The sequence below is a fragment of the Massilia rubra genome (assembly GCF_011682065.1).
Lineage (GTDB): Bacteria > Pseudomonadota > Gammaproteobacteria > Burkholderiales > Burkholderiaceae_D > Telluria_A > Telluria_A rubra.
On sequence record NZ_VUYU01000007.1, the window covers coordinates 165,656 to 183,374 of the forward strand.

The 17,719-nt window shown below is 65.3% G+C and carries 17 protein-coding genes; all 17 read left to right on the plus strand.

Going from position 1 to position 17,719, the window contains the following annotated elements:
- The 17 genes from F0185_RS12950 to trmB all read left to right on the plus strand — a co-directional run bounded on the left by F0185_RS12950 (position 1) and on the right by trmB (position 17,708).
- On the plus strand, positions 1–954 hold the full coding sequence (locus F0185_RS12950) for a ParB/RepB/Spo0J family partition protein (protein ID WP_167224983.1): 954 nt from the start codon (positions 1–3) through the stop codon (positions 952–954).
- Positions 941–2,395: a DEAD/DEAH box helicase gene (locus F0185_RS12955; RefSeq protein WP_167224985.1), complete on the plus strand. Its 1,455-nt coding sequence runs from the start codon at positions 941–943 to the stop codon at positions 2,393–2,395. The genes F0185_RS12950 and F0185_RS12955 overlap by 14 nt, the downstream gene beginning before the upstream one ends.
- Positions 2,392–3,348: a toprim domain-containing protein gene (locus F0185_RS12960; RefSeq protein WP_167224987.1), complete on the plus strand. Its 957-nt coding sequence runs from the start codon at positions 2,392–2,394 to the stop codon at positions 3,346–3,348. Before F0185_RS12955 ends, F0185_RS12960 begins: the two co-directional genes overlap by 4 nt.
- Before the next feature lie 428 nt (positions 3,349–3,776).
- Entirely contained in the window at positions 3,777–4,343 is a 567-nt protein-coding gene (locus tag F0185_RS12965; protein WP_167224989.1) for a hypothetical protein, read from the plus strand.
- 216 nt (positions 4,344–4,559) lie between these two features.
- Positions 4,560–5,771, plus strand: coding sequence for a phage tail tube protein (locus tag F0185_RS12970; RefSeq protein WP_167224991.1), 1,212 nt, complete (start codon positions 4,560–4,562; stop codon positions 5,769–5,771).
- Positions 5,772–5,934: 163 nt separating this feature from the next.
- On the plus strand, positions 5,935–6,387 hold the full coding sequence (locus F0185_RS12975; RefSeq protein ID WP_167224993.1) for a hypothetical protein: 453 nt from the start codon (positions 5,935–5,937) through the stop codon (positions 6,385–6,387).
- 68 nt (positions 6,388–6,455) lie between these two features.
- Positions 6,456–6,710 (plus strand): phage tail assembly chaperone, encoded by a 255-nt coding sequence (locus F0185_RS12980; protein ID WP_167077584.1) that lies wholly within the window; start codon positions 6,456–6,458, stop codon positions 6,708–6,710.
- 23 nt (positions 6,711–6,733) lie between these two features.
- Positions 6,734–12,388: a hypothetical protein gene (locus F0185_RS12985; RefSeq protein ID WP_167224995.1), complete on the plus strand. Its 5,655-nt coding sequence runs from the start codon at positions 6,734–6,736 to the stop codon at positions 12,386–12,388.
- Positions 12,385–13,311: a hypothetical protein gene (locus tag F0185_RS12990; RefSeq protein WP_167224997.1), complete on the plus strand. Its 927-nt coding sequence runs from the start codon at positions 12,385–12,387 to the stop codon at positions 13,309–13,311. The genes F0185_RS12985 and F0185_RS12990 overlap by 4 nt, the downstream gene beginning before the upstream one ends.
- A complete protein-coding gene (locus F0185_RS12995) occupies positions 13,311–14,516 on the plus strand; it encodes a hypothetical protein (protein WP_167224999.1) in 1,206 nt (401 codons plus the stop codon). Before F0185_RS12990 ends, F0185_RS12995 begins: the two co-directional genes overlap by 1 nt.
- On the plus strand, positions 14,516–15,178 hold the full coding sequence (locus F0185_RS13000) for a hypothetical protein (RefSeq protein ID WP_167225001.1): 663 nt from the start codon (positions 14,516–14,518) through the stop codon (positions 15,176–15,178). The genes F0185_RS12995 and F0185_RS13000 overlap by 1 nt, the downstream gene beginning before the upstream one ends.
- Positions 15,179–15,222: 44 nt before the next feature.
- On the plus strand, positions 15,223–15,555 hold the full coding sequence (locus F0185_RS13005; RefSeq protein ID WP_167225003.1) for a hypothetical protein: 333 nt from the start codon (positions 15,223–15,225) through the stop codon (positions 15,553–15,555).
- A 4-nt stretch (positions 15,556–15,559) separates the two neighbouring features.
- Entirely contained in the window at positions 15,560–15,808 is a 249-nt protein-coding gene (locus F0185_RS13010) for a hypothetical protein (RefSeq protein WP_167225005.1), read from the plus strand.
- The gene (locus tag F0185_RS13015) at positions 15,798–16,313 is read left to right on the plus strand and encodes a glycoside hydrolase family 19 protein (protein ID WP_167225007.1); all 516 of its coding nucleotides are present in this window, start codon (positions 15,798–15,800) and stop codon (positions 16,311–16,313) included. The genes F0185_RS13010 and F0185_RS13015 overlap by 11 nt, the downstream gene beginning before the upstream one ends.
- Positions 16,310–16,696, plus strand: coding sequence for a hypothetical protein (locus F0185_RS13020; protein ID WP_167225009.1), 387 nt, complete (start codon positions 16,310–16,312; stop codon positions 16,694–16,696). The genes F0185_RS13015 and F0185_RS13020 overlap by 4 nt, the downstream gene beginning before the upstream one ends.
- Positions 16,693–16,947 (plus strand): hypothetical protein, encoded by a 255-nt coding sequence (locus F0185_RS13025; protein ID WP_167225011.1) that lies wholly within the window; start codon positions 16,693–16,695, stop codon positions 16,945–16,947. Before F0185_RS13020 ends, F0185_RS13025 begins: the two co-directional genes overlap by 4 nt.
- Positions 16,948–17,027: 80 nt before the next feature.
- A complete protein-coding gene (trmB, locus tag F0185_RS13030; RefSeq protein WP_167225289.1) occupies positions 17,028–17,708 on the plus strand; it encodes a tRNA (guanosine(46)-N7)-methyltransferase TrmB in 681 nt (226 codons plus the stop codon).
- Positions 17,709–17,719 lie beyond the last annotated feature (11 nt).

Here is a 17,719-nt window from a genome sequence, read left to right on the forward strand (position 1 = left end):
ATGAGCAACACCCATCACGCCAGCGGCTTGTCCGCCGGTGCGGGACAGTCACGTCCGCACCCCACCGGCAGCGCCTCCTCGCAGCCTGCGCCGGTGTACGAACTGCACCCGCTATGCACCCTGTTTCCGCGCCTCTCGGGCAGCCAGTTCGATGCGCTCAAACGCGACATCGCCGCCCATGGCCTGCGCCAGCCGATCGTGCTGCACCAAGGCGCGATCCTCGACGGCGGCAACCGCTACCGCGCCTGTCTCGACATCGGCACCGCGCCCCGCTTCATTGAACTGGACGGCATCGGCGCGGCCGCGTATGTGCTGTCGGCCAATCTGCACCGGCGCCATCTGTCGCCCGGGCAGCAGGCCGCCATCGTCGCCAGCGCGCAGGACTGGAGCCAGGCCCAGCGCAGCGGCGGCGACCGCACGGCGGGGCAGGGTGCAAGGCTGCACCTTGACACCGTGGCCGAGCGCGCCGCGCGCGCCGGCGCCAGCATCCGCACCCAGAAGATGGCCGACAAGGTCGCGCGCGCCGCGCCCGAGCTGGCCAAAATGGTGGGACGCGGCGAATTGAGCTTGCCCGCCGCGCATGAACGCCTCGCCGCGCCGCCATCGCCATCGGCAGCGCAGCCTGATTCGAGCGGCACAGCCGCGCATGGCGCGCGCCCCGACCTGCTGATCGAGCTCGAAGCGGCCGACAAGGAAATCCGCCGCCTCGGCGCGCTGGTGCTTGAGCTGAGCACGTCCGACCTTGCGCAGCAGGTCGCGGCCTGGTCGCTGCGCTTCGACCAGTTGTCCGGCCGCCTGGCGCAGCTGAACACTACCTGCAACGACGCCGACAGCAAGGCGCGGCGCTACGCCCGCTTGCTCGAACGCGTGCGCGCGCTGCTTGGCGTCGAGGCCAACGCCGCGATCGTGCCGGCTGTCTGCGCGCTCAAGGAGGCCGTCCATGCACGCTATTGAACTGCGCGATTACCAGCGCCAGTCCGAGGACGGTTTGCGCGCGCATATTCGTGACGGTGCGCGCAACCTGATCCTGTCGATTCCCACCGGTGGCGGCAAGACCGTGATCGCCGCGCACATGATGGCCGAGTGCCGCGCCAAGGGCCGGCGCGCCATCTTTGTCGCCGACCGCATCGCCCTGATCGACCAGACCAGCGCCACGCTCGACCGCTATGCCATCGAGCACGGCGTGCTGCAGGGGCAGCACTGGCGCTATCGCCCGTGGGAGCCGATCCAGGTGGCCAGCGTGCAAACGCTGGCGCGGCGCGGCTGGCCCCAGGCCGACCTGATCATCGTCGATGAATGCCATGCCCTGCAAAAGACCGTCACCGAACGCATCAGCGCGCGCGCCACCGTGTGCATCGGCCTGACCGCCACGCCCATCACCAAGGGGCTGGGGCGCTTCTACGACCGCATCGTCACCGTCGCCACCACCAACACCCTGATCCGCGAACAATTCCTGGTGCCGTTCCGCGTCTTCGCCGCCAGCGAGCCCGATATGAGCGGCGTCAAGACCGTGGCCGGCGAGTGGAGCGACGATGCCGCCGCCGAGCGCGCCATGCCCATCATCGGTGACTGCGTCGAGGAGTACCTGCGTCACGGCGCCGGTAAAAAATTCATCGCCTTCGGCTGCAACGTGCGCCACTGCGAAGAGATGCAGCGCCAGTTCGCCGCCGCCGGTGTCCTGTGCGACCTGGTGACCTACCGCAGCGGCGACGAAGCGCGCGCCGCGGCGATTGCCGAATTTCGCAAGCCGGACAGCTACCTGCGCGGCCTGATCAGCGTCAGTGCGCTGAGCAAGGGATTCGACGTCAGCGATGTCGAGGTGATCATCATGGCGCGTCCGCTCAAGTCGAGCCTGGCCGAGCACATGCAGATTCTCGGGCGCGGCTTGCGCAGCCATGCGGGCAAGCGCGAATGCATCGTGCTCGATCATAGCGGCAACTGCCTGCGCTTCTGGAGCGCCATGCACGACTTCCTCGAACACGGCGCCAGCGCGCTGGACGACGCCGAACGGCGCGCGCGCGCCGGCCGTGCGCCTGCCGTGCGCTTGCCGATGACGTGTCCGGCATGCGCCCATGTGCACGATGCGCTGCCGGCCTGTCCGGTGTGCGGAAAAATGCACGACACGCGCACCCTGACCCAGCACGCCGAGGGCGCGCTGCACGAAGTGGCCGCCGCCGCGCCCTCCGGCACGGCCGATAGGGCCGACTTCCACGCCCAGCTGCTGGCGATCGCGCACGAACGCGGCTACGCGCACGGCTGGGCCGCCAACAAGTTCAGGGAGAAGTACGGCGCCTGGCCGGACGAGCCGGCGCCGGCCCCGCGCGCGCCCACGGCGGCCATGCTGGGATGGGTGCGTTCGCGCGCCATCGCCTTTGCCAAGGGGAGGCAGGCATGAGCGGCTTCCTTGCATTCATCGGCGCGCACGGCATCATCGCGCCGGACTACCTCACGCCGGGCAAATGGCAGCGCTGCCGCACCGAGAACCACCCGCGCAAGAAGAACGGCAGCATCAAGCTGGCCGACGACGGCCAGGTCGGCTGGTGCCAGGACTACGCGGTCCATGCCGAGCCGCTGATGTGGCGCGCCGGCCGCGCCGGTGCGCTGGCGGCGCCGCTCGAGCGCGCCCTGATCGCGCGCCGCCAGGCCGAACGGCGCGCCGCGCTGGCCGCGGCCACCTTGAGTGCGCGCAGCCGCTACGCGCAGTGCGCGCCGCTGCGCAACGAACATCCCTACCTGGCCGGCAAAGGCTTCGGCGTGGCCGGCTGCCACGGCCTGCGGGTCGACGCGGCCGGTGCGCTGGTGGTGCCGATGCTGTGCGACGGCGCCATCCTGAGCCTGCAGCGTATTGCGCCGGACGGCGAAAAGCGCTTTCATCCGGGCGCCACCACGCGCGGCGCCTGTTACGTCATCGAGCGTCCCGGCGCGACCCTCACGGCCTTTGCCGAAGGCTTCGCCACCGGGCTGACCATCTTTCACGCCGTGCCCGCGTGCCGCGTGGTGGTCGCATTCAACGCCGGCAACCTGCCGGTCGTCGCCAGCGCGCGCCGGCCCGCCGGGCTGGCCGTGGTGTGTGCCGACAACGACTGGGAAACCGCGGCGCGCATCGGCCGCAATCCGGGCCTGGAGTACGCGCGCGAAGCGGCGGCCCTGCTCGGCGTGGGCGTGGCCTATCCCGAGTGCGCCGGCAGCGACTGGAACGATTTCCTGTCGGCGCAGCTGGAAGCGCGCGCCGCCGCACTGCGGCCCGGCCTGCGCCATGGGCGTGGCATCTTGCAGATGCAAGCCGGCGTATTCGCCGAGATCAAACACAAGGTCATGCGCCAAGCGCGCCTGGTGCGTCCCATGTAGGACGCCGGGTGGAGCGGACGACACCCTGAAAAACGTGCACGGGCCTGTATCGGCCCACACCGCGCAAAGACTGGCCGCCTGCCATACACCAGGCAAGACAAAAACAAGGCGCGAGGGGGCCTTGCCGAGGACCGCGAGCACGGTCCGGAGCGAACAGCGGTGAGTGTTGAAAAAACTGGCCCGCTTGCAGGTCGCATTCGACAAGAGTGTGCCCGACAAGCGGACCGAGGGGAGGTGAGGGCTGCACCTTGGCGGGATTGACCACCCGTGAAGCGGCTACGTGCGATAGCAGTTTTTGTCTGTTTTGCTCAGGGGGCGGGAAACCACCTCTTTTACACATGCAATCAAGAGGGTTCAACCAACCCCTCTAATGACCACTTATGGGGAATCGACATATGAACACCAACTGCATCACCGAGGGAGCAAACATGATGGACACACTGACCATGGCATGGCGCGGCAACGACGCGGGCAGCGCACGCAATGCAGGCAATGCAGGCAAGCTGCGCGCCGAAGCGGCCGTACCGGCGCGCGCACGCGTGCTGACCCGGGCGCCGGCACCGGTAGCGACCGCGTCGCCGCCGGCGCCGACGCTGCGCGCGTGCGGCGCACACGATGCGCCAGGCCGGCTGGCGCACGAGCGGCTGGCCGACGATCCGGTCAACCTGTGCCTCGAACTGTGGAAGCGCTGGATGGCCGGCGACGCCGACCGCGACCTGGGCACGCGCACCATGCGCGGCCTGCGTGGCGACGGCGACGGCCACGGCGTCGACCTGTACGAAGCGCAGCAGGCCAGCGACATCAAAATAGCCGAAGCCACCGACGCCATGATCGGCAGCCTCGAGCGCATCCACGTGTGGGCCATCTACCGCGCCTGCAGCCTGGCCACGGTGTGGGCGTTTCCGAACGCGTCGCTGGTGGACGTGGCCGCCGAAGCGCGTGCGCAATTGCGCGTGAAACTTCGCAAAAACATTTGCACGGGCATTTTGTTTTGATATAATAGAGGCTCAGGTCGGGTTCGCTCGTCCAAAGAAAAGCCCGCTACTAACCTAGCGGGCTTTTTGCATTGGGGCGTGCAAACAGCACCGGCCTGGACAACCCGGTCAATCGACACCAAGGTGCAATCCCGCACCATCACAGCAGGATCAGAATCATCCAACCACAACCGCAAAGCATTCGCTTGCGGTTTTTTTTCGTCTAAAGGAATTAACATGGGCACTGCAAGCGGCATTTACAAACAAGTCAGCTACAAAGAAGAACTCACCTACGGCGTGCAGCCGGCCGCGGCCGCATCGCAAGCCGTGCGCCGCGTCACCTCGTCGCTGGACATGACCAAGGACACCTACCAGTCCAACGAGATCCGCACCGACTTCCAGATGAGCGACTTCCGTCATGGCCAGCGCAAGGTCGGCGGCGCGATCAGCGGCGAGCTGTCGGCCAAGACCTATGCGGACTTCATGGCTGCGGCCCTGAAGAAGCCTTTCACGGCCACCCCCGCCATCATCGGCGCCACCATCACCATTTCAGGCGTTCCCGGCGCCTACAGCATCACCCGCGCGGCCGGCTCGTTCCTGCTTGAGGGCATCAAGATCGGCGACGTCATTCGCCTCACGGTCGGCGCCTTCAACGCTGCCAACCTGAACAAGAACATCCTGGTCACCAACGTCAGCGCGCTGGTACTGACCTGCCTGGTGCTCAACGGCACCGCCCTGGCGTCGGAAGGCCCGATCGCGTCGGCCAATGTGACGGTGTGGGGCAAGAAATCCCTGATCCCGCAAACAGGCCACAGCGACAAGTCGTATTCGATCGAGCACTGGTATCCGGAAGTGCCGACCAGCGAAGTGTTCACCGGCTGCAAGGTGTCGAAAATCGGCTTCTCGCTGCCGCCAACCGGCATGGCCACCTGCAACGTGGAATTCCAGGGCCAGAACGCGGTCACCAATGTCGGCCAGTACTTCACCAACCCGAGCCCGGTCACGGCCACCAGCACCATGGCGTCGGTCAACGGCGTGTTGCGCGTGGGTGGCATGACGGTCGCCAACGTGACCGGCCTGAGCGTCGACATCGCCGCCGCCCAGAGCGGCGAGCCGACGGTCGGCTCGAACACGGTCACGTTCCAGGCCGCGGGGCGCGTGATCGTCACCGGTCAGATCACGGCCACGTTCGACTCGACGGCGCTGCGCGACGCTTTCTACAACGAAAGCGAAATCAGCCTGTACGCGGTATTCACGTCGGATAACACCGGCGCGGCCGAGTTCATCGCTTTCAGCATCCCGCGCATCAAGATCGGCGGCGCGTCCAAGGACGACGGCGAAAAAGCCATCATCCAGACCTTCCCGTTCCAGGCGCTGCTCAACAACGCCGGCGGTGTGAACCTGGCGACCGACCTGACCACCATCGCCATCCAGGACTCGGCAGCGTAAGCGGCCCCGGTTCTTCACGCAACAACGCGGCGCCGGGATTGCCCGGCGCCGCATCACCAGCACCGGCCGGACCGCTGTCGCCTTTCGCGGGCGCGGCGTTCCGGCACGGGCACATTGCAGTTCTCTTTGTCATTCCCTCATTTACTCGCGAAAGAAAAACCACATGAACACCATCGACAACAACGTCAGCGACCTCACCTTCAAACTGATCAACAACCTGGACCTGGACGACTACGAAGACATCGTGGCCGGCCGCCTGGTGCTGCTCAATCCGAAGACCAACGAGCCGAGCTCGGCTTACATCGAACTGGCCAGCCCGGAACACCAGGCGCGCAAGCGCATCGACCTGGCGCGCACCCGCAAGCTGCGCTCCGAGTATTCGCAGACCGGCAAGATGCCGAGCACCGATCCGGTCGACGACATCGAAGAAGAGACCGACTACCTGGTCGCGTCCACCCTGGGCTGGAACCTGTCGCAGGGCGGCGCGCCGGTGCCGTTCACGGCCGACGCCGCGCGCAAGCTGTTCACCGATCCGAAAAAGCAATGGGTGCGTGCCCAGGCGCTGGCCGGCCTGCGCAAGACTGAGCTTTTTATCAAAGACTCCGCGAAAGCCTAGCGGAGTGCTGCCGCGCCGAGTATGAACTGTCGGCGCGGCAAGGCGACGGCGCCAGCCTGCGCACCCATTTGCTCAGGCTGGCAGCCAACACCGGCAAGCGCGACGCGCGGCTGCTGATCGAGTGGCCGCGCCTGGGTTTGCCGGTCTGGGAGGCGTTTACGCGCCTCGTCAGGGCGCCGTCGATGAACGGCGTGGAACGCATCAGTACGCAGGAAATCGCCGCTTACCAGGACGTCTATGGCGTCCGTTTTACGCGCTGGGAACTGGACATGCTGGCCATGTTCGACCACATCGCGATCGATGTATCAAACAAAACACAGTAACCACAACATAGATTGGACCGCACATGATCGCTGGAGACATGGAAACCCGGCTGCGCGCTGATATTGCGCAGCTGCAGCGCTTTATGCAGGATGTCGACGTCCTGGTCAGGACTTCCGTCGATGACATGCAAAAGAAGATCGTTGCCGCGCTGGGCAATATTTCGACCACGGTCGGTGACGCCGTCAATAACCTCAATGGCGTGGTCGCCACCGCCGCCAGCGCACTGACCACGCTGACCACGAACGCGGCCAGCGGCGTGGCTGCGGCGGGCGGACAGGCGGCAAGCGCCATGAGCAAGGCGATGGCGGCCGCCAATAGCGCGCTGGTCGGCTATGCCAAGAACATGGTGATGGATTTTCCTGCCTGGATCAAGGGCGGCATCGATGCCGCCGATGCCGTCGGCGCGCTGGCCAAGAAGACGGGCATCGCCACCAAGGACGTCGCCGGTTTGCAACTGGCATTCACCCAGGGCGGCGCCAGCGGCACGGTGTTCGAGAAGTCGATGGCCAAGCTCGCCATAGGCATCGCTGAAGGCAATAGCGGCCTTGGCGCACTGAAAATCAAGACCGAGACGGTCGGTGTCGGCTTCGCCAAGAGCAAGGACGTGCTCTATTCGGTGGCCGAAGCGTTCAAGGGCATGAAGGACGGCGCCCAGAAGAGCGCGCTGGCTATCAAGATTTTTGGCGAAGGTGGCGATGCCCTGATTCCAATGCTCAATGACGGCGCCAAGGGCCTGAAAGAGATGGAAGAGAACGCGCGCGACCTGGGCCTGACGATCAGCGACGAAACGGCCGAGAGCGCCGGCAAGTTCAACAGCCAGCTCGACCTGATCAAGCTCGGCGCCACGGGGATGGCCACCCGGATCGCCGCCGACTTGCTGCCGACCCTGACCAATCTGTCGGACGTGTTCCTGGAGACGATGAAGAGCAGCGAACTGCTCGGCTTTGCAGCGCATGTGCTTGGCGGTTTCCTGAAATCGCTGTTTGCCGTAGCCCTCATGGTGGGCGAAGTCTTCTCTCAGGTTGGCAAGACGATCGGCGGGATGATGGCGGAGATCGCGGTCGGCATCGGCGGCTATGGCGAGGCGATCGGCAAACTCATGAACCGCGACTGGAGTGGCGCCCTGGCTTCGGCCAAGCAGACCTACGCGCAGATTACGGCCATGAACGCCGACATCCGCCAGGACAAGATCGACAGCATGAGCGCCACGTTCGGCCGGATGGAGAAGGTGTTCTCCCCCGATGCGCCCGAGAAACCGAAAGAAGATCCCAAGAAAATCGGCTTGAAGGATGAATTGTTGCGCGAACAGAAAGAGCGCGAAGCGGCCAAGAAGAAGGCCGAGGAAAACCGTGCCAGCGCGAACAAGGACACCGATAACTATATTAAGTCCCTGGAGAAGGAGCGGAGCGAAATCGGGCTGTCGGCAGCGGCGGTCAAACAGAGCACGGCCGAACGCGAAGCGGCCAAGGCGCCGCAGGAGTCGCAGCGCCAGCGCATCCTGGAACTGGCGGCGGCGATCAAAAAGGAGACGGCCGCCAACGAGGAGGCCAGCAAGGCCGAGAAGAAGCGCCAGGAAGACGCGGCCGCGTCGCTCAAGGTGTACACGGATGGCGCCACGAAAATGAAGGAAGAGGTCGCCGCCCTGGAGCGCCAGAAAGAAGTGCACGGCAAGTCCGGCAAGGAAGTTGAAGAACTCGAGACGGGAAAGCTGAAGAAGAAGCTGGCGGACGGCGCGACGCCGGAGGAAACCGCAGCGATCCAGGAAACCCTGAAGCTGACGGAGCAAAAGACCAAGCTGCGCGTGGAGATCGAGGGCATGGACGCGCTCAAGAAGGCCGGCGAAGAACTCGACAAGTTCCTCGATCCGGGCAAGGCGAAAGGCTACGCCGAGGTGCTCAAGGATGCCTTCGGCAGCACCGGCGAATCGATCGGCAAGCTGATGGATGTCATGGGCGAATACGGCGAGCGCGAAGAAAAGGTCGCCGAGGCGCGCAAGAGCGCCAACGCCAAATATGCGAACGACGCGACCAAGCTGGCCGCCGTCACGCGCGAGATCAATATCAAGGAAACCAAGGACCGCATCGGCTCCTACGGCGACATGGCCGGGGCCGCGAAAGGCTTCTTCAAGGAGGGTTCGACCGGCTATAAATCGCTCGAAATCGCGGAGAAAGGTTTCCGCGCCATCGAAAAAGCCATGGCGATCCAGTCGATGCTGACCAAGAGCGGCTTGCTGCAGGCCTTCACCGGCCTGTTCGTGAGCAGCAAGGCCACCGAAACCGCTGCCACCGTGGCCAGCGTCGCGCCCGACGTGGCGGCATCGGTCACCAAGGGCACCGCGGCGGCGGCCGCCGGCGTGGCCGGCCAGGCCCAGGGCGATCCGTACACCGCCTGGGCCAGGATGGCGGCGATGGTGGCCGCCATGGCCGCACTCGGCTTTGCCGTGGCAGGCGGTGGCAAGGGCGGCGGCGGCGGCAAGACCGCCGCCGAGATGCAAAAGACCCAAGGCACCGGTGGCGTATTCGGCGACGAGAATGCCAAGTCGGACTCGATCGGGCGCTCGCTCGAACTGCTCAAGGGCAGTTCGGACAGCCTGATCCCGCTCAACCGCGGCATGCTCGCGTCGCTGCGCGCCATCGAGGCGTCGCTGGGCGGCTTGACCAATATCCTGGTGCGCACGCCCGGCGTTGTCAACGGCACCAATATGGGCATCACGACCGGCCAGTTGGACATCGGCAAGCCGACCGACGCGATTTCGGGCGTGATGACCAGCGTCACGAAAGCGCTGCTCCCAGGCTTTGGCGGCAAGGTCGCCGGCTTTATCAATAACCTGTGGGGCAAGACCAAGCAGACGATCGTCGACGCCGGCATTCAGTTCGGCGGCAACGTGCGCTCGCTGCAGGCTGGCGAAGGCTTCAGCCAGTACGCCAGCGTGGATACGACCAAGTCGAGCTTCTTCGGCGCCAAGAAAAAAACCACCAACAACGTCAAGGTAGAAGGCTTGAACGACGAACTGTCGGATCAGTTCGGCAAGGTCTTCACGAATATCGAAGGCGTATTGAACCACGCAGCCATCGGCCTCGGCGTGGGCGCTGACCACGTCAAGAACACGCTGGACGCCATGACGATCGAGGTCAGCAGCATCTCGCTGAAAGGCTTGACCGGCACGGCGCTGACCGAAGCGCTCAATGCGGTCCTGTCGAAGACCATGGACGACATGGCGCAGAAGGTGTTTCCCGACATGACGGGTTTCCGCCAGGTGGGCGAAGGCTACGCCGAAACGGTGATCCGCCTGGCGTCGAACTACAGCGCGCTCGACGCCAACCTGAAGTCGATCGGCATGACCTTCGGCGCGGTGGGCGTGCCAAGTCTGCGGGCGCGCGAAGACCTGCTCCTGCTCGCCGGCGGGCTGGACAAGCTGACCGAGCAGACCAAGGGCTTCGCCGAGAATTTCCTGACCGAAGCCGAACGCCTGGCGCCGGTGCAGGAATATGTGACGGCCGAGCTGAAGCGCCTCGGCTTCGAAGGCGTCCAGACGCGCGACCAGTTCAAGGCTGCCGTGCAGAGCTTCTCCGCCAGCGGCGCGCTGGCCACCGCGACCGGTGCCGAAACGTACACCGGCCTGATGGCGCTGCAAGCGGCGTTTGCGGCGGTGGTGCCGGCAATGGAAGCGGTCGCGGTCACATCCAAGTCGGCCGCCGATATTTTGGCGGAAGGCAAGACGCTGAAGGGGCAGATCGCCGAGCTGAACATGACCGACCCGGACAAGCTCACGAAGGAGAAAAATGGATATGACAAGAGCAATTGGGCCGACTTCGACGAACTGCAGGCGGCCAAGGCCAACAAGCCGCTCAGGGAGCAGATTGCGGCATTGAAGTGGGCCGCCATGACGACCGAGAAGCAGCGTGAAGAGGAAATCAAACTCCTCGACAAGACCACCCTGGCGCTGTACCTGGAAAAGGAACAGCTGGTCGCCACTGCCAAGGCGGCTGCCGACGCCAAGGTCGCCAAGGAAAAGGCCGACGCCTTGCTGGCCAAGAACCGCACCATCGACATCCAGATCATGGAATTGACGGGCAACAAGATCGGTGCGCTCAAGGCCACCCGGGAAACCGAGCTGGTGGGACTTGACGCATCCACCGTCGCCCTGGTCAAGCATCGCAACGCCTTGCAGGACCAGGCTCTGGCGGCAACGAATGCCGTCACCGGCGCGAATACCGCCTTTAACAACGTGAAAACGGCGGTCGAGCAGGATAAGGCCGATCTGGAAACGGCGTACCAGACCAACGTCACGGCGATCCAGAAACGCGCCGACGACGCCAAGATAGCGATCGACGGCATCACCCAGCGCGCCGACGCGGTGCGCGCCGTGTTCGAGAAACTCAACACGGCGCTGGCCTCGACCGTGATCGAATCGAAAGCGTTCGACGGGGCCCAGCGCAGGTCGGCCCAGGAGTTGCTGGCGCGCGCAGCGGCCACCACGCGTGGCGGCGGCACGGCCGATATCAAGGGCCTGGACGACGCGCTGGCAACCATCGCCAAGCCATCGCAGCAACTGTTCCGGACTTTCGAGGAATGGGCGCGCGACCAGGCACGCACCGGCAATACCATTGCCGCCTTGCAAGCGAACGCGAAGGCCGAGATCGATGTGGCGGAGCTGACCGTGGCGGCCATCAACCGCTCCGTCAGCGCCATCGAGGGCGGTACCGCAGCGGAACTGCGCCTGCTCAAGGAGCAGCACGAAGCTGCGATGGCCAAGCAGCAGCTGATCATCGACAGCGCCAAGTTGCAACTCGACGCCGCCCTGGGCCTGAACACCGGGATCCTGTCCGTCACCGAGGCGCTCAAGCAATTCGGCACGGCGCTGACCGTGGTCAAGACCACCCAAAGCCCGCGCACCGTCGAGGGTCTGTACGAACAGATCCTCGGCCGCAAGGGCGAGCAGGGTGGGCTGGACTTCTGGAAGAAGGCTTTCGGCGAATCGATCGACGACAACGAAGTGGCCGATTTCACCAACGCGGCCAAGCCCGAACTCGACGCCAAGCAGAAAGGCACCTGGCAGCAATTCCTGAGCGATCACGGCATTCCGTCCAGCGCCATCGGGGGCGGCGCGCCGCCGCTGACCTCGGTCGGCGCCGCGCCGGTCACATCGGTCGGGGCCGCGCCAACGCTGCTGACGGTCGACCAGCTGTACGAAAACATACTGCATCGCCGCGGCGAGACAGCCGGGCTGACGTTCTGGAAGAACGCCTTCGGCGCTTCGGTCGATGCGGTCGAGGAGCTGGAGTTCAGGAAAGCGGCCTTGCCGGAACTGCAGGCGCGCGAGAACGGCACGCTGGCGAAGTTCCTGCGCGATCACGGTGTGCCGGGCTATGCCGACGGCGGCCAGTTCGAGGGCGGCGTGCGCCTGGTGGGCGAGAACGGTCCGGAACTCGAAGCGACCGGTCCGGCGCGCATTTACAACGCCGGGCAAACGCGCTCCTTGCTGGTCAACGCCAGCAGCGGCGACCTGGCCGGCGAAATTCGCGAACTGCGCATGGTGGTGCAGTCGCAGGCCGAAGCACTGATCGAGATCTCGTCCAACACGGGCAAGACGGCCGGCAGCAGCGATCAGTTGGCCAAGCAGTTCAACAACGTCAGCTCCGGCGGCAATAACCTTCGAACGAAAGCAATCGCATGAGCCAACCCTGCAGTGTCCTGGTGCCCGTCAAGGTCACCGGCGCCATGATCGTGAGCACCTCGGTGCTCGAGAACGATTATGGCGCCTATCTCCCGAACAAGGCCTACGCGCTGGGCGAGCGGTGCATCAGCACCGTCACCCACCGGATTTACGAGAGCGTCTCGGCGTCGCCCAACAGCGGCCACGATCCGACCCTGCTGATCAACCAGTTCGGCGCGGTGCCGTGGTGGGTCGACCAGGGCCCGACCAATCTGTGGGCGATGTTCGACGGCTACGTGTCGACCCAGTGCACGGTTGCCTCGCCCTTGAGCGTGACCTTGCGGGTGGGCGCCTTCAACGCCATCGCCATGTTCGGGCTCGATGCCGACCGGGTCGACATCACGGTGCTCGATTCTCCTGGCGGCAAGGCCGTCTACACCTATTCGGACGACCTGGAAGGATCGGACCCGCCCGATTATTACGAGTGGTGCTTCGACCGTTTCAAGCCGCAGACCGATTTTGTCGGCACCGGCCTGGAAGCCTACAACGATGCCCAGGTGACGATCACCTTGAGCAAGGTGACCGGTCCGGTGAAGTGCGGCCTGATCGCCCTGGGCGACATGCGCCCGCTCGGGCTGACCGAGTACGGCGCCAAGGTCACGCCGCAGACCTTCAGCTATGTCGATGTCGACAAATTCGGCCGCACCACCATCGAACTGGGCGCCAATACCACCGACATGAGCCTGGTGGCCAAGCTCGGCATCAGCGACGCGGCGGCGGTCTACGCCACGCTCAAGGAACTGCAGGCGGTTCCCTGTGTGTGGATCGCCACCGACCTGGTCGATTACTCACCCCTGCGGGTGTTCGGACTGGGCACGCCGACGCTCTCGTTCGACGGCCCCGACCTCTGTACTGTTAACCTCGAAGTGAAAGGATTTATCTAATGGCAATCGAAATTCCACCTCCAATGACCCCGGGCCCGGTCCCGTTCATCCAGCGCGGCGACCGCGCGACCTTTTCCAGCCGCCTGGACGCCTTCGTGCGCTGGATCATCGCCGGCGTGCCGCAGTTCGTCGCGGTGGCCGCCAACGTCGAGCATAACGCCGCCGAGGCCCTGACCAGCGCCGCGGCGGCCGATAAATCGGCATTGGCGTCGAAAGAGTCGGCCAGGGTCTCGGCCGAATCGGCGGGGTTGGCGACGGCGGCGGCCGAAACGGCCAACGGCACCCAGCTCACCAGTACCAGCGTGTCGCCGCTGTCGATCGGCAATGGCAATCGGATCTTCGAGACCCAGGCGGCCAAGCAGTTCCGTGTCAACGTGCCGATGGTCGCGGTGTCGGCCAGCGATCCGAATGCGCGCATGTTCGGCACCGTGGTCAGCTATGCCGGGACCACCCTGGTGCTGAACATTACCTCGTTCAGCGGGGTCGGCACGGTATCGAACTGGAATATTTCGGTGGCCGGCGCGGCCGGTCCGGCCGGTAGCAGCGTGTTGGCTGGCAATGCGACCGACGCCATCAACGAAAAGCGCGGCGCCGACATGGTGTCCTCGGCCAAGCCCGACATCTGGGCGGCGGGCGGCAACACGGTGGTGCTGACCACCACCGACGCCATTACCGGCTTTCCGCCGGCGCCGCAGGCCGGGGCCACGCGCCGTTTCATCGCATCGGGCAACACGCCGATCCAGGGCGACGCCAATCTGGTGATCAAGGGCGGCTCGAACGTGCTGGCGGCGGGCGACGAAGTGCAGGTGCTGGCGCTGACCACCACTACCTTCCGCGCCACCATCACCCGGGCCGACGGCAGCGCGGTGGCGGCGCGCGTGGTGCGCTACGACGCCGGCACGGTCAACACCCTGGACTTCCGCAACGGCCAGGTGCAGCGCTGGGCGCCGGTGGCCGGTGCCAACGTGCTCAACATCATCAACTGGCCGCAGGCCGGGCAGCTGGGCGAACTGCTGATCGAAGGCTACGCGCTGTCGGGACGCTGGAATCCGGCCAATATCAAGTGGATCAAGTCGGATGGATCGCATGCCACCACCCTGGGCGCGGTGCCGGTGACGATGCTGGCAAGCACCACCGTCGCCGACTGGATCTTGCTGTGGACGGTCGATGGCGGGGTCACTATCTTCGGAAAGGTGATGCGCTGATGAGCATGCTACTTTTCCGCAGGGGCATGAGCAGTTCGCGCCAGCTGGTGAACCTGATGTTCTACTCGAACACCACGTGGACCTGCCCGGCTACCACCACCCGCGTGTCGCTCAGCGGTCAGGGGTCGGGGGGGGCGCCCCAGTCGTACGCCAACGGCGCGCTGAACTGCACCACGGTGACTTACATTAATGACGGGCAGTTTCCGGAAGGCCTTCAGCTTGGCAACTACGGCTGGGCGGGTATCCGGGGAGTGACGGAAATGGGCGTTGCGGCGCGCCTGAACAACAACGGCGGCGCGGCGGGTTTTTTCCGGACCGAGTTTATTCAGTATTCTCACCCGAGTTTTGGCGAGAAGTACCAACGCACCGACACCTTGGTGCCTTTAGCTAATTTCATCATGGGTTCGGCCGGCATCTTGTATGAAGGCTCGTTTCCGACGTCGGGGCCGATCCAGAACAGTGCCAGCGCCTCGGTCGGCTTCACCTATGTGGTTGCTGCCACCAACGGCTGGCCGACCAGCGCTTTCGGGTACACATTTCCTGGCGGCGTGGGAGGCCCGGCCAGCGCCAGCGCGTACCCCGATATTGTGGTCGTTCCCGGCTCTCCCTATCCGCTCACGATTCCACCTGGCGGATGGGTCAGTCTTAGTTATTATCAGTAACCCACCCAACCCGCTTCGGCGGGTTCTTTTTATGGGAGGCATCCATGCAAATCGATCCGACTGGCGACAGCGTCGTGGGCATCAAATACAGCGTGCTGATTTTTTCCTTCATCGGCGCCGCAGTCTCGCTCAGCTATGCAAAAGAAATGACGCGCCCCCAGGCGCTGACCGCCATCACCGTCGGCACGGTCGTGTCGGTGATGGCAACGCCGCTGATACTGCATTACCTCGGCCTGCCGCAAGAACTCGACCGCGCAATCGCGTTCTTTTCCGGCCTGGCGGCGATGCGCGCGGTGCCCGTCCTGTTTTCCCTGATCGACCGCCTGCGCGACATCAAGCTGCCATGGCTGTCGGAACACAATGACCCGAAGGAATAAGCGCATGCCGATCGTTTCACTCATCCAGGCGCTGGCCGGCCTGTACGTCGCCTATGTCAGTACCCTGGCCCTCAATAAAATGGATAAGCGCACCCCGCCTGGCGTGCGCTACGCCCACATCGCACTGGTGGCCGGCAGCGCCGCCGGGGTGGCCTCGTGCGTGGTTGCGCGCGACATTTTCGAATGCCTGTTCGCGGTCGGCATTGCGCTGTACGTCGCCGGCAACCGCCGCGGAGAACCGCATGACGCTTGAAGAACTGCGCAGCATCATGCCGTTCGCGCGCGCCAAAGCCGGCATGTTCCTCCCCGGCCTGAACGCTGCGATGGCCGAATTCGACATCGACACGCCGGTGCGCCAGGCGGCTTTCCTGGCGCAGGTGGGCCATGAGTCCGGCCAGCTGCTGTACGTGCGCGAGCTGGCCAACGGCGCCGCCTACGAGGGCCGGCGCGATCTTGGCAACGTGGTGGAGGGCGACGGCGTTCGCTTTCGTGGACGCGGATTGATCCAGCTTACCGGGCGCAGCAACTACAGCGCGTGTGGCAAGGCGCTCGGCATGGACCTGATCGCCCATCCGGAACTGCTCGAGCAACCGGCCAACGCGTGCCGTTCGGCCGGCTGGTTCTGGCATGCGAACGGACTCAATGCCCTCGCCGACGCACGCGAGTTCGTCAAACTCACGCGCCGCATCAATGGCGGCGCCAATGGCCTGGTCGAACGCCTTGCGCTGACAGCGCGCGCGCTCAAGGTGCTGGCATGAGCGCCTTTGCCAGCCTGGCCGGCGGCAGCGTCTGGAAGCTCGCCAGCGCCGTCCTGCTGGCTGCTCTGCTGGTGACCCTGTCGGCAGGGACCACTGCCTGGTGGCTGGCCGCCAGTGCGCGCGACCAGGCCCAGGCCGAGCTGCGCGTGCAGCACACGCTGGTTGCGCAACTGCGCGGCGCGCTCGACGCGCAGAACGCCGCCGTCGCCGCCGCCGGCCTGGCCACCGCCCTTGCCGAACAGCGCGGGGAGTTGGCGCGCCAGCAGGCGGCGGCCAACGCACGCCGCTTCGACCTTGCGCTGGCCAGGGTCGCGGGCGTGAAGGCCGCCACCTGTACAGAGGCCATGCCGGCCGTGAACCTGATCCTGGAGTCGATCCGATGAAAGCGATCACGCTGCTGATGGCGGGCGCACTGCTGGCCGCCTGCGCCAGCGCGCCGCCGGCGCTGCGCGAAGTGCGCGTGCCGGTGTACACGCCGTGCATCAAGGCCGCACCCGAGCGCCCGGTCTTTGCCGCGCGCACCCTGGCGCCGGACGCCAGCGATGGCGAGAAAATCCTGGCGATTGCGCGCGACCTGCCCATGCACCTGCGCTACGAGGCCCAGCTCGAAGCGCTGCTGACCGGCTGCCTGTAGCGACGGCCGGTACGATATAATGTCGTCCGGCCTTTTCTTCTACCTCCATCCCCATGTCCGCAGATACCCCGAACCGCCCGATGTTGTACGACCCGACCGAACATCGCATCCGCAGCTTCGTCACACGCGCCGGTCGCCTGTCGATCGCCCAGGCGCGCGCGCTCGAAGAGCTGGGACCGAAGTTCCTGGTCGAGTATGCAAAAACACCGCTCGACTTCGAACAAGCCTTCGGCCGCACAGCGCCGGTGATCCTCGAAATCGGCTTCGGCATGGGCGACACCACCTCGCACATCGCCAAAGGCATGCCGGAGAAGGACTTCATCGGCGTCGAAGTGCACACGCCCGGCGTGGGCAGCCTGCTCAAGCAGATCGGCGAACAGGGTTTGAGCAACCTGCGCCTGATCCAGCACGATGCGGTCGAAGTGCTCAACCAGATGATCCCGGCCGGCTCGCTGGCCGGCGTGCACGTGTTCTTTCCGGACCCGTGGCACAAGGCGCGCCACAACAAGCGCCGCCTGCTGCAGCCGCCGTTCGTCAAGCTGCTGGCCGAGCGCCTCGCACCGGGCGGCTACCTGCACTGCGCCACCGACTGGGAAGACTACGCGGTCCAGATGCTCGAGGTGCTGGGCGCCGAACCGCTGCTGCAAAACACGGCCGAAGGCTATGCGCCGCAACCGGCCTACCGTCCCCTGACCAAGTTCGAAAACCGCGGCATCAAGCTCGGTCACGGCGTCTGGGACCTGGTGTTTACCAAAAAATAGACCCGATGGTG

Excerpts from the sequence above, each read along its gene's own strand:
- F0185_RS12960 (WP_167224987.1), top strand. The coding sequence starts at position 2,392 with ATGAGCGGCTTCCTTGCATTCATCGGCGCGCACGGCATCATCGCGCCG.
- trmB (WP_167225289.1), top strand. The coding sequence starts at position 17,028 with ATGTTGTACGACCCGACCGAACATCGCATCCGCAGCTTCGTCACACGC.
- F0185_RS12970 (WP_167224991.1), top strand. The coding sequence starts at position 4,560 with ATGGGCACTGCAAGCGGCATTTACAAACAAGTCAGCTACAAAGAAGAA.
- F0185_RS12995 (WP_167224999.1), top strand. The coding sequence starts at position 13,311 with ATGGCAATCGAAATTCCACCTCCAATGACCCCGGGCCCGGTCCCGTTC.
- F0185_RS13015 (WP_167225007.1), top strand. The coding sequence starts at position 15,798 with ATGACGCTTGAAGAACTGCGCAGCATCATGCCGTTCGCGCGCGCCAAA.
- F0185_RS12990 (WP_167224997.1), top strand. The coding sequence starts at position 12,385 with ATGAGCCAACCCTGCAGTGTCCTGGTGCCCGTCAAGGTCACCGGCGCC.
- F0185_RS13025 (WP_167225011.1), top strand. The coding sequence starts at position 16,693 with ATGAAAGCGATCACGCTGCTGATGGCGGGCGCACTGCTGGCCGCCTGC.
- F0185_RS13020 (WP_167225009.1), top strand. The coding sequence starts at position 16,310 with ATGAGCGCCTTTGCCAGCCTGGCCGGCGGCAGCGTCTGGAAGCTCGCC.
- F0185_RS12950 (WP_167224983.1), top strand. The coding sequence starts at position 1 with ATGAGCAACACCCATCACGCCAGCGGCTTGTCCGCCGGTGCGGGACAG.
- F0185_RS12985 (WP_167224995.1), top strand. The coding sequence starts at position 6,734 with ATGATCGCTGGAGACATGGAAACCCGGCTGCGCGCTGATATTGCGCAG.
- F0185_RS13010 (WP_167225005.1), top strand. The coding sequence starts at position 15,560 with ATGCCGATCGTTTCACTCATCCAGGCGCTGGCCGGCCTGTACGTCGCC.
- F0185_RS12975 (WP_167224993.1), top strand. The coding sequence starts at position 5,935 with ATGAACACCATCGACAACAACGTCAGCGACCTCACCTTCAAACTGATC.
- F0185_RS12965 (WP_167224989.1), top strand. The coding sequence starts at position 3,777 with ATGATGGACACACTGACCATGGCATGGCGCGGCAACGACGCGGGCAGC.
- F0185_RS13000 (WP_167225001.1), top strand. The coding sequence starts at position 14,516 with ATGAGCATGCTACTTTTCCGCAGGGGCATGAGCAGTTCGCGCCAGCTG.
- F0185_RS13005 (WP_167225003.1), top strand. The coding sequence starts at position 15,223 with ATGCAAATCGATCCGACTGGCGACAGCGTCGTGGGCATCAAATACAGC.
- F0185_RS12955 (WP_167224985.1), top strand. The coding sequence starts at position 941 with ATGCACGCTATTGAACTGCGCGATTACCAGCGCCAGTCCGAGGACGGT.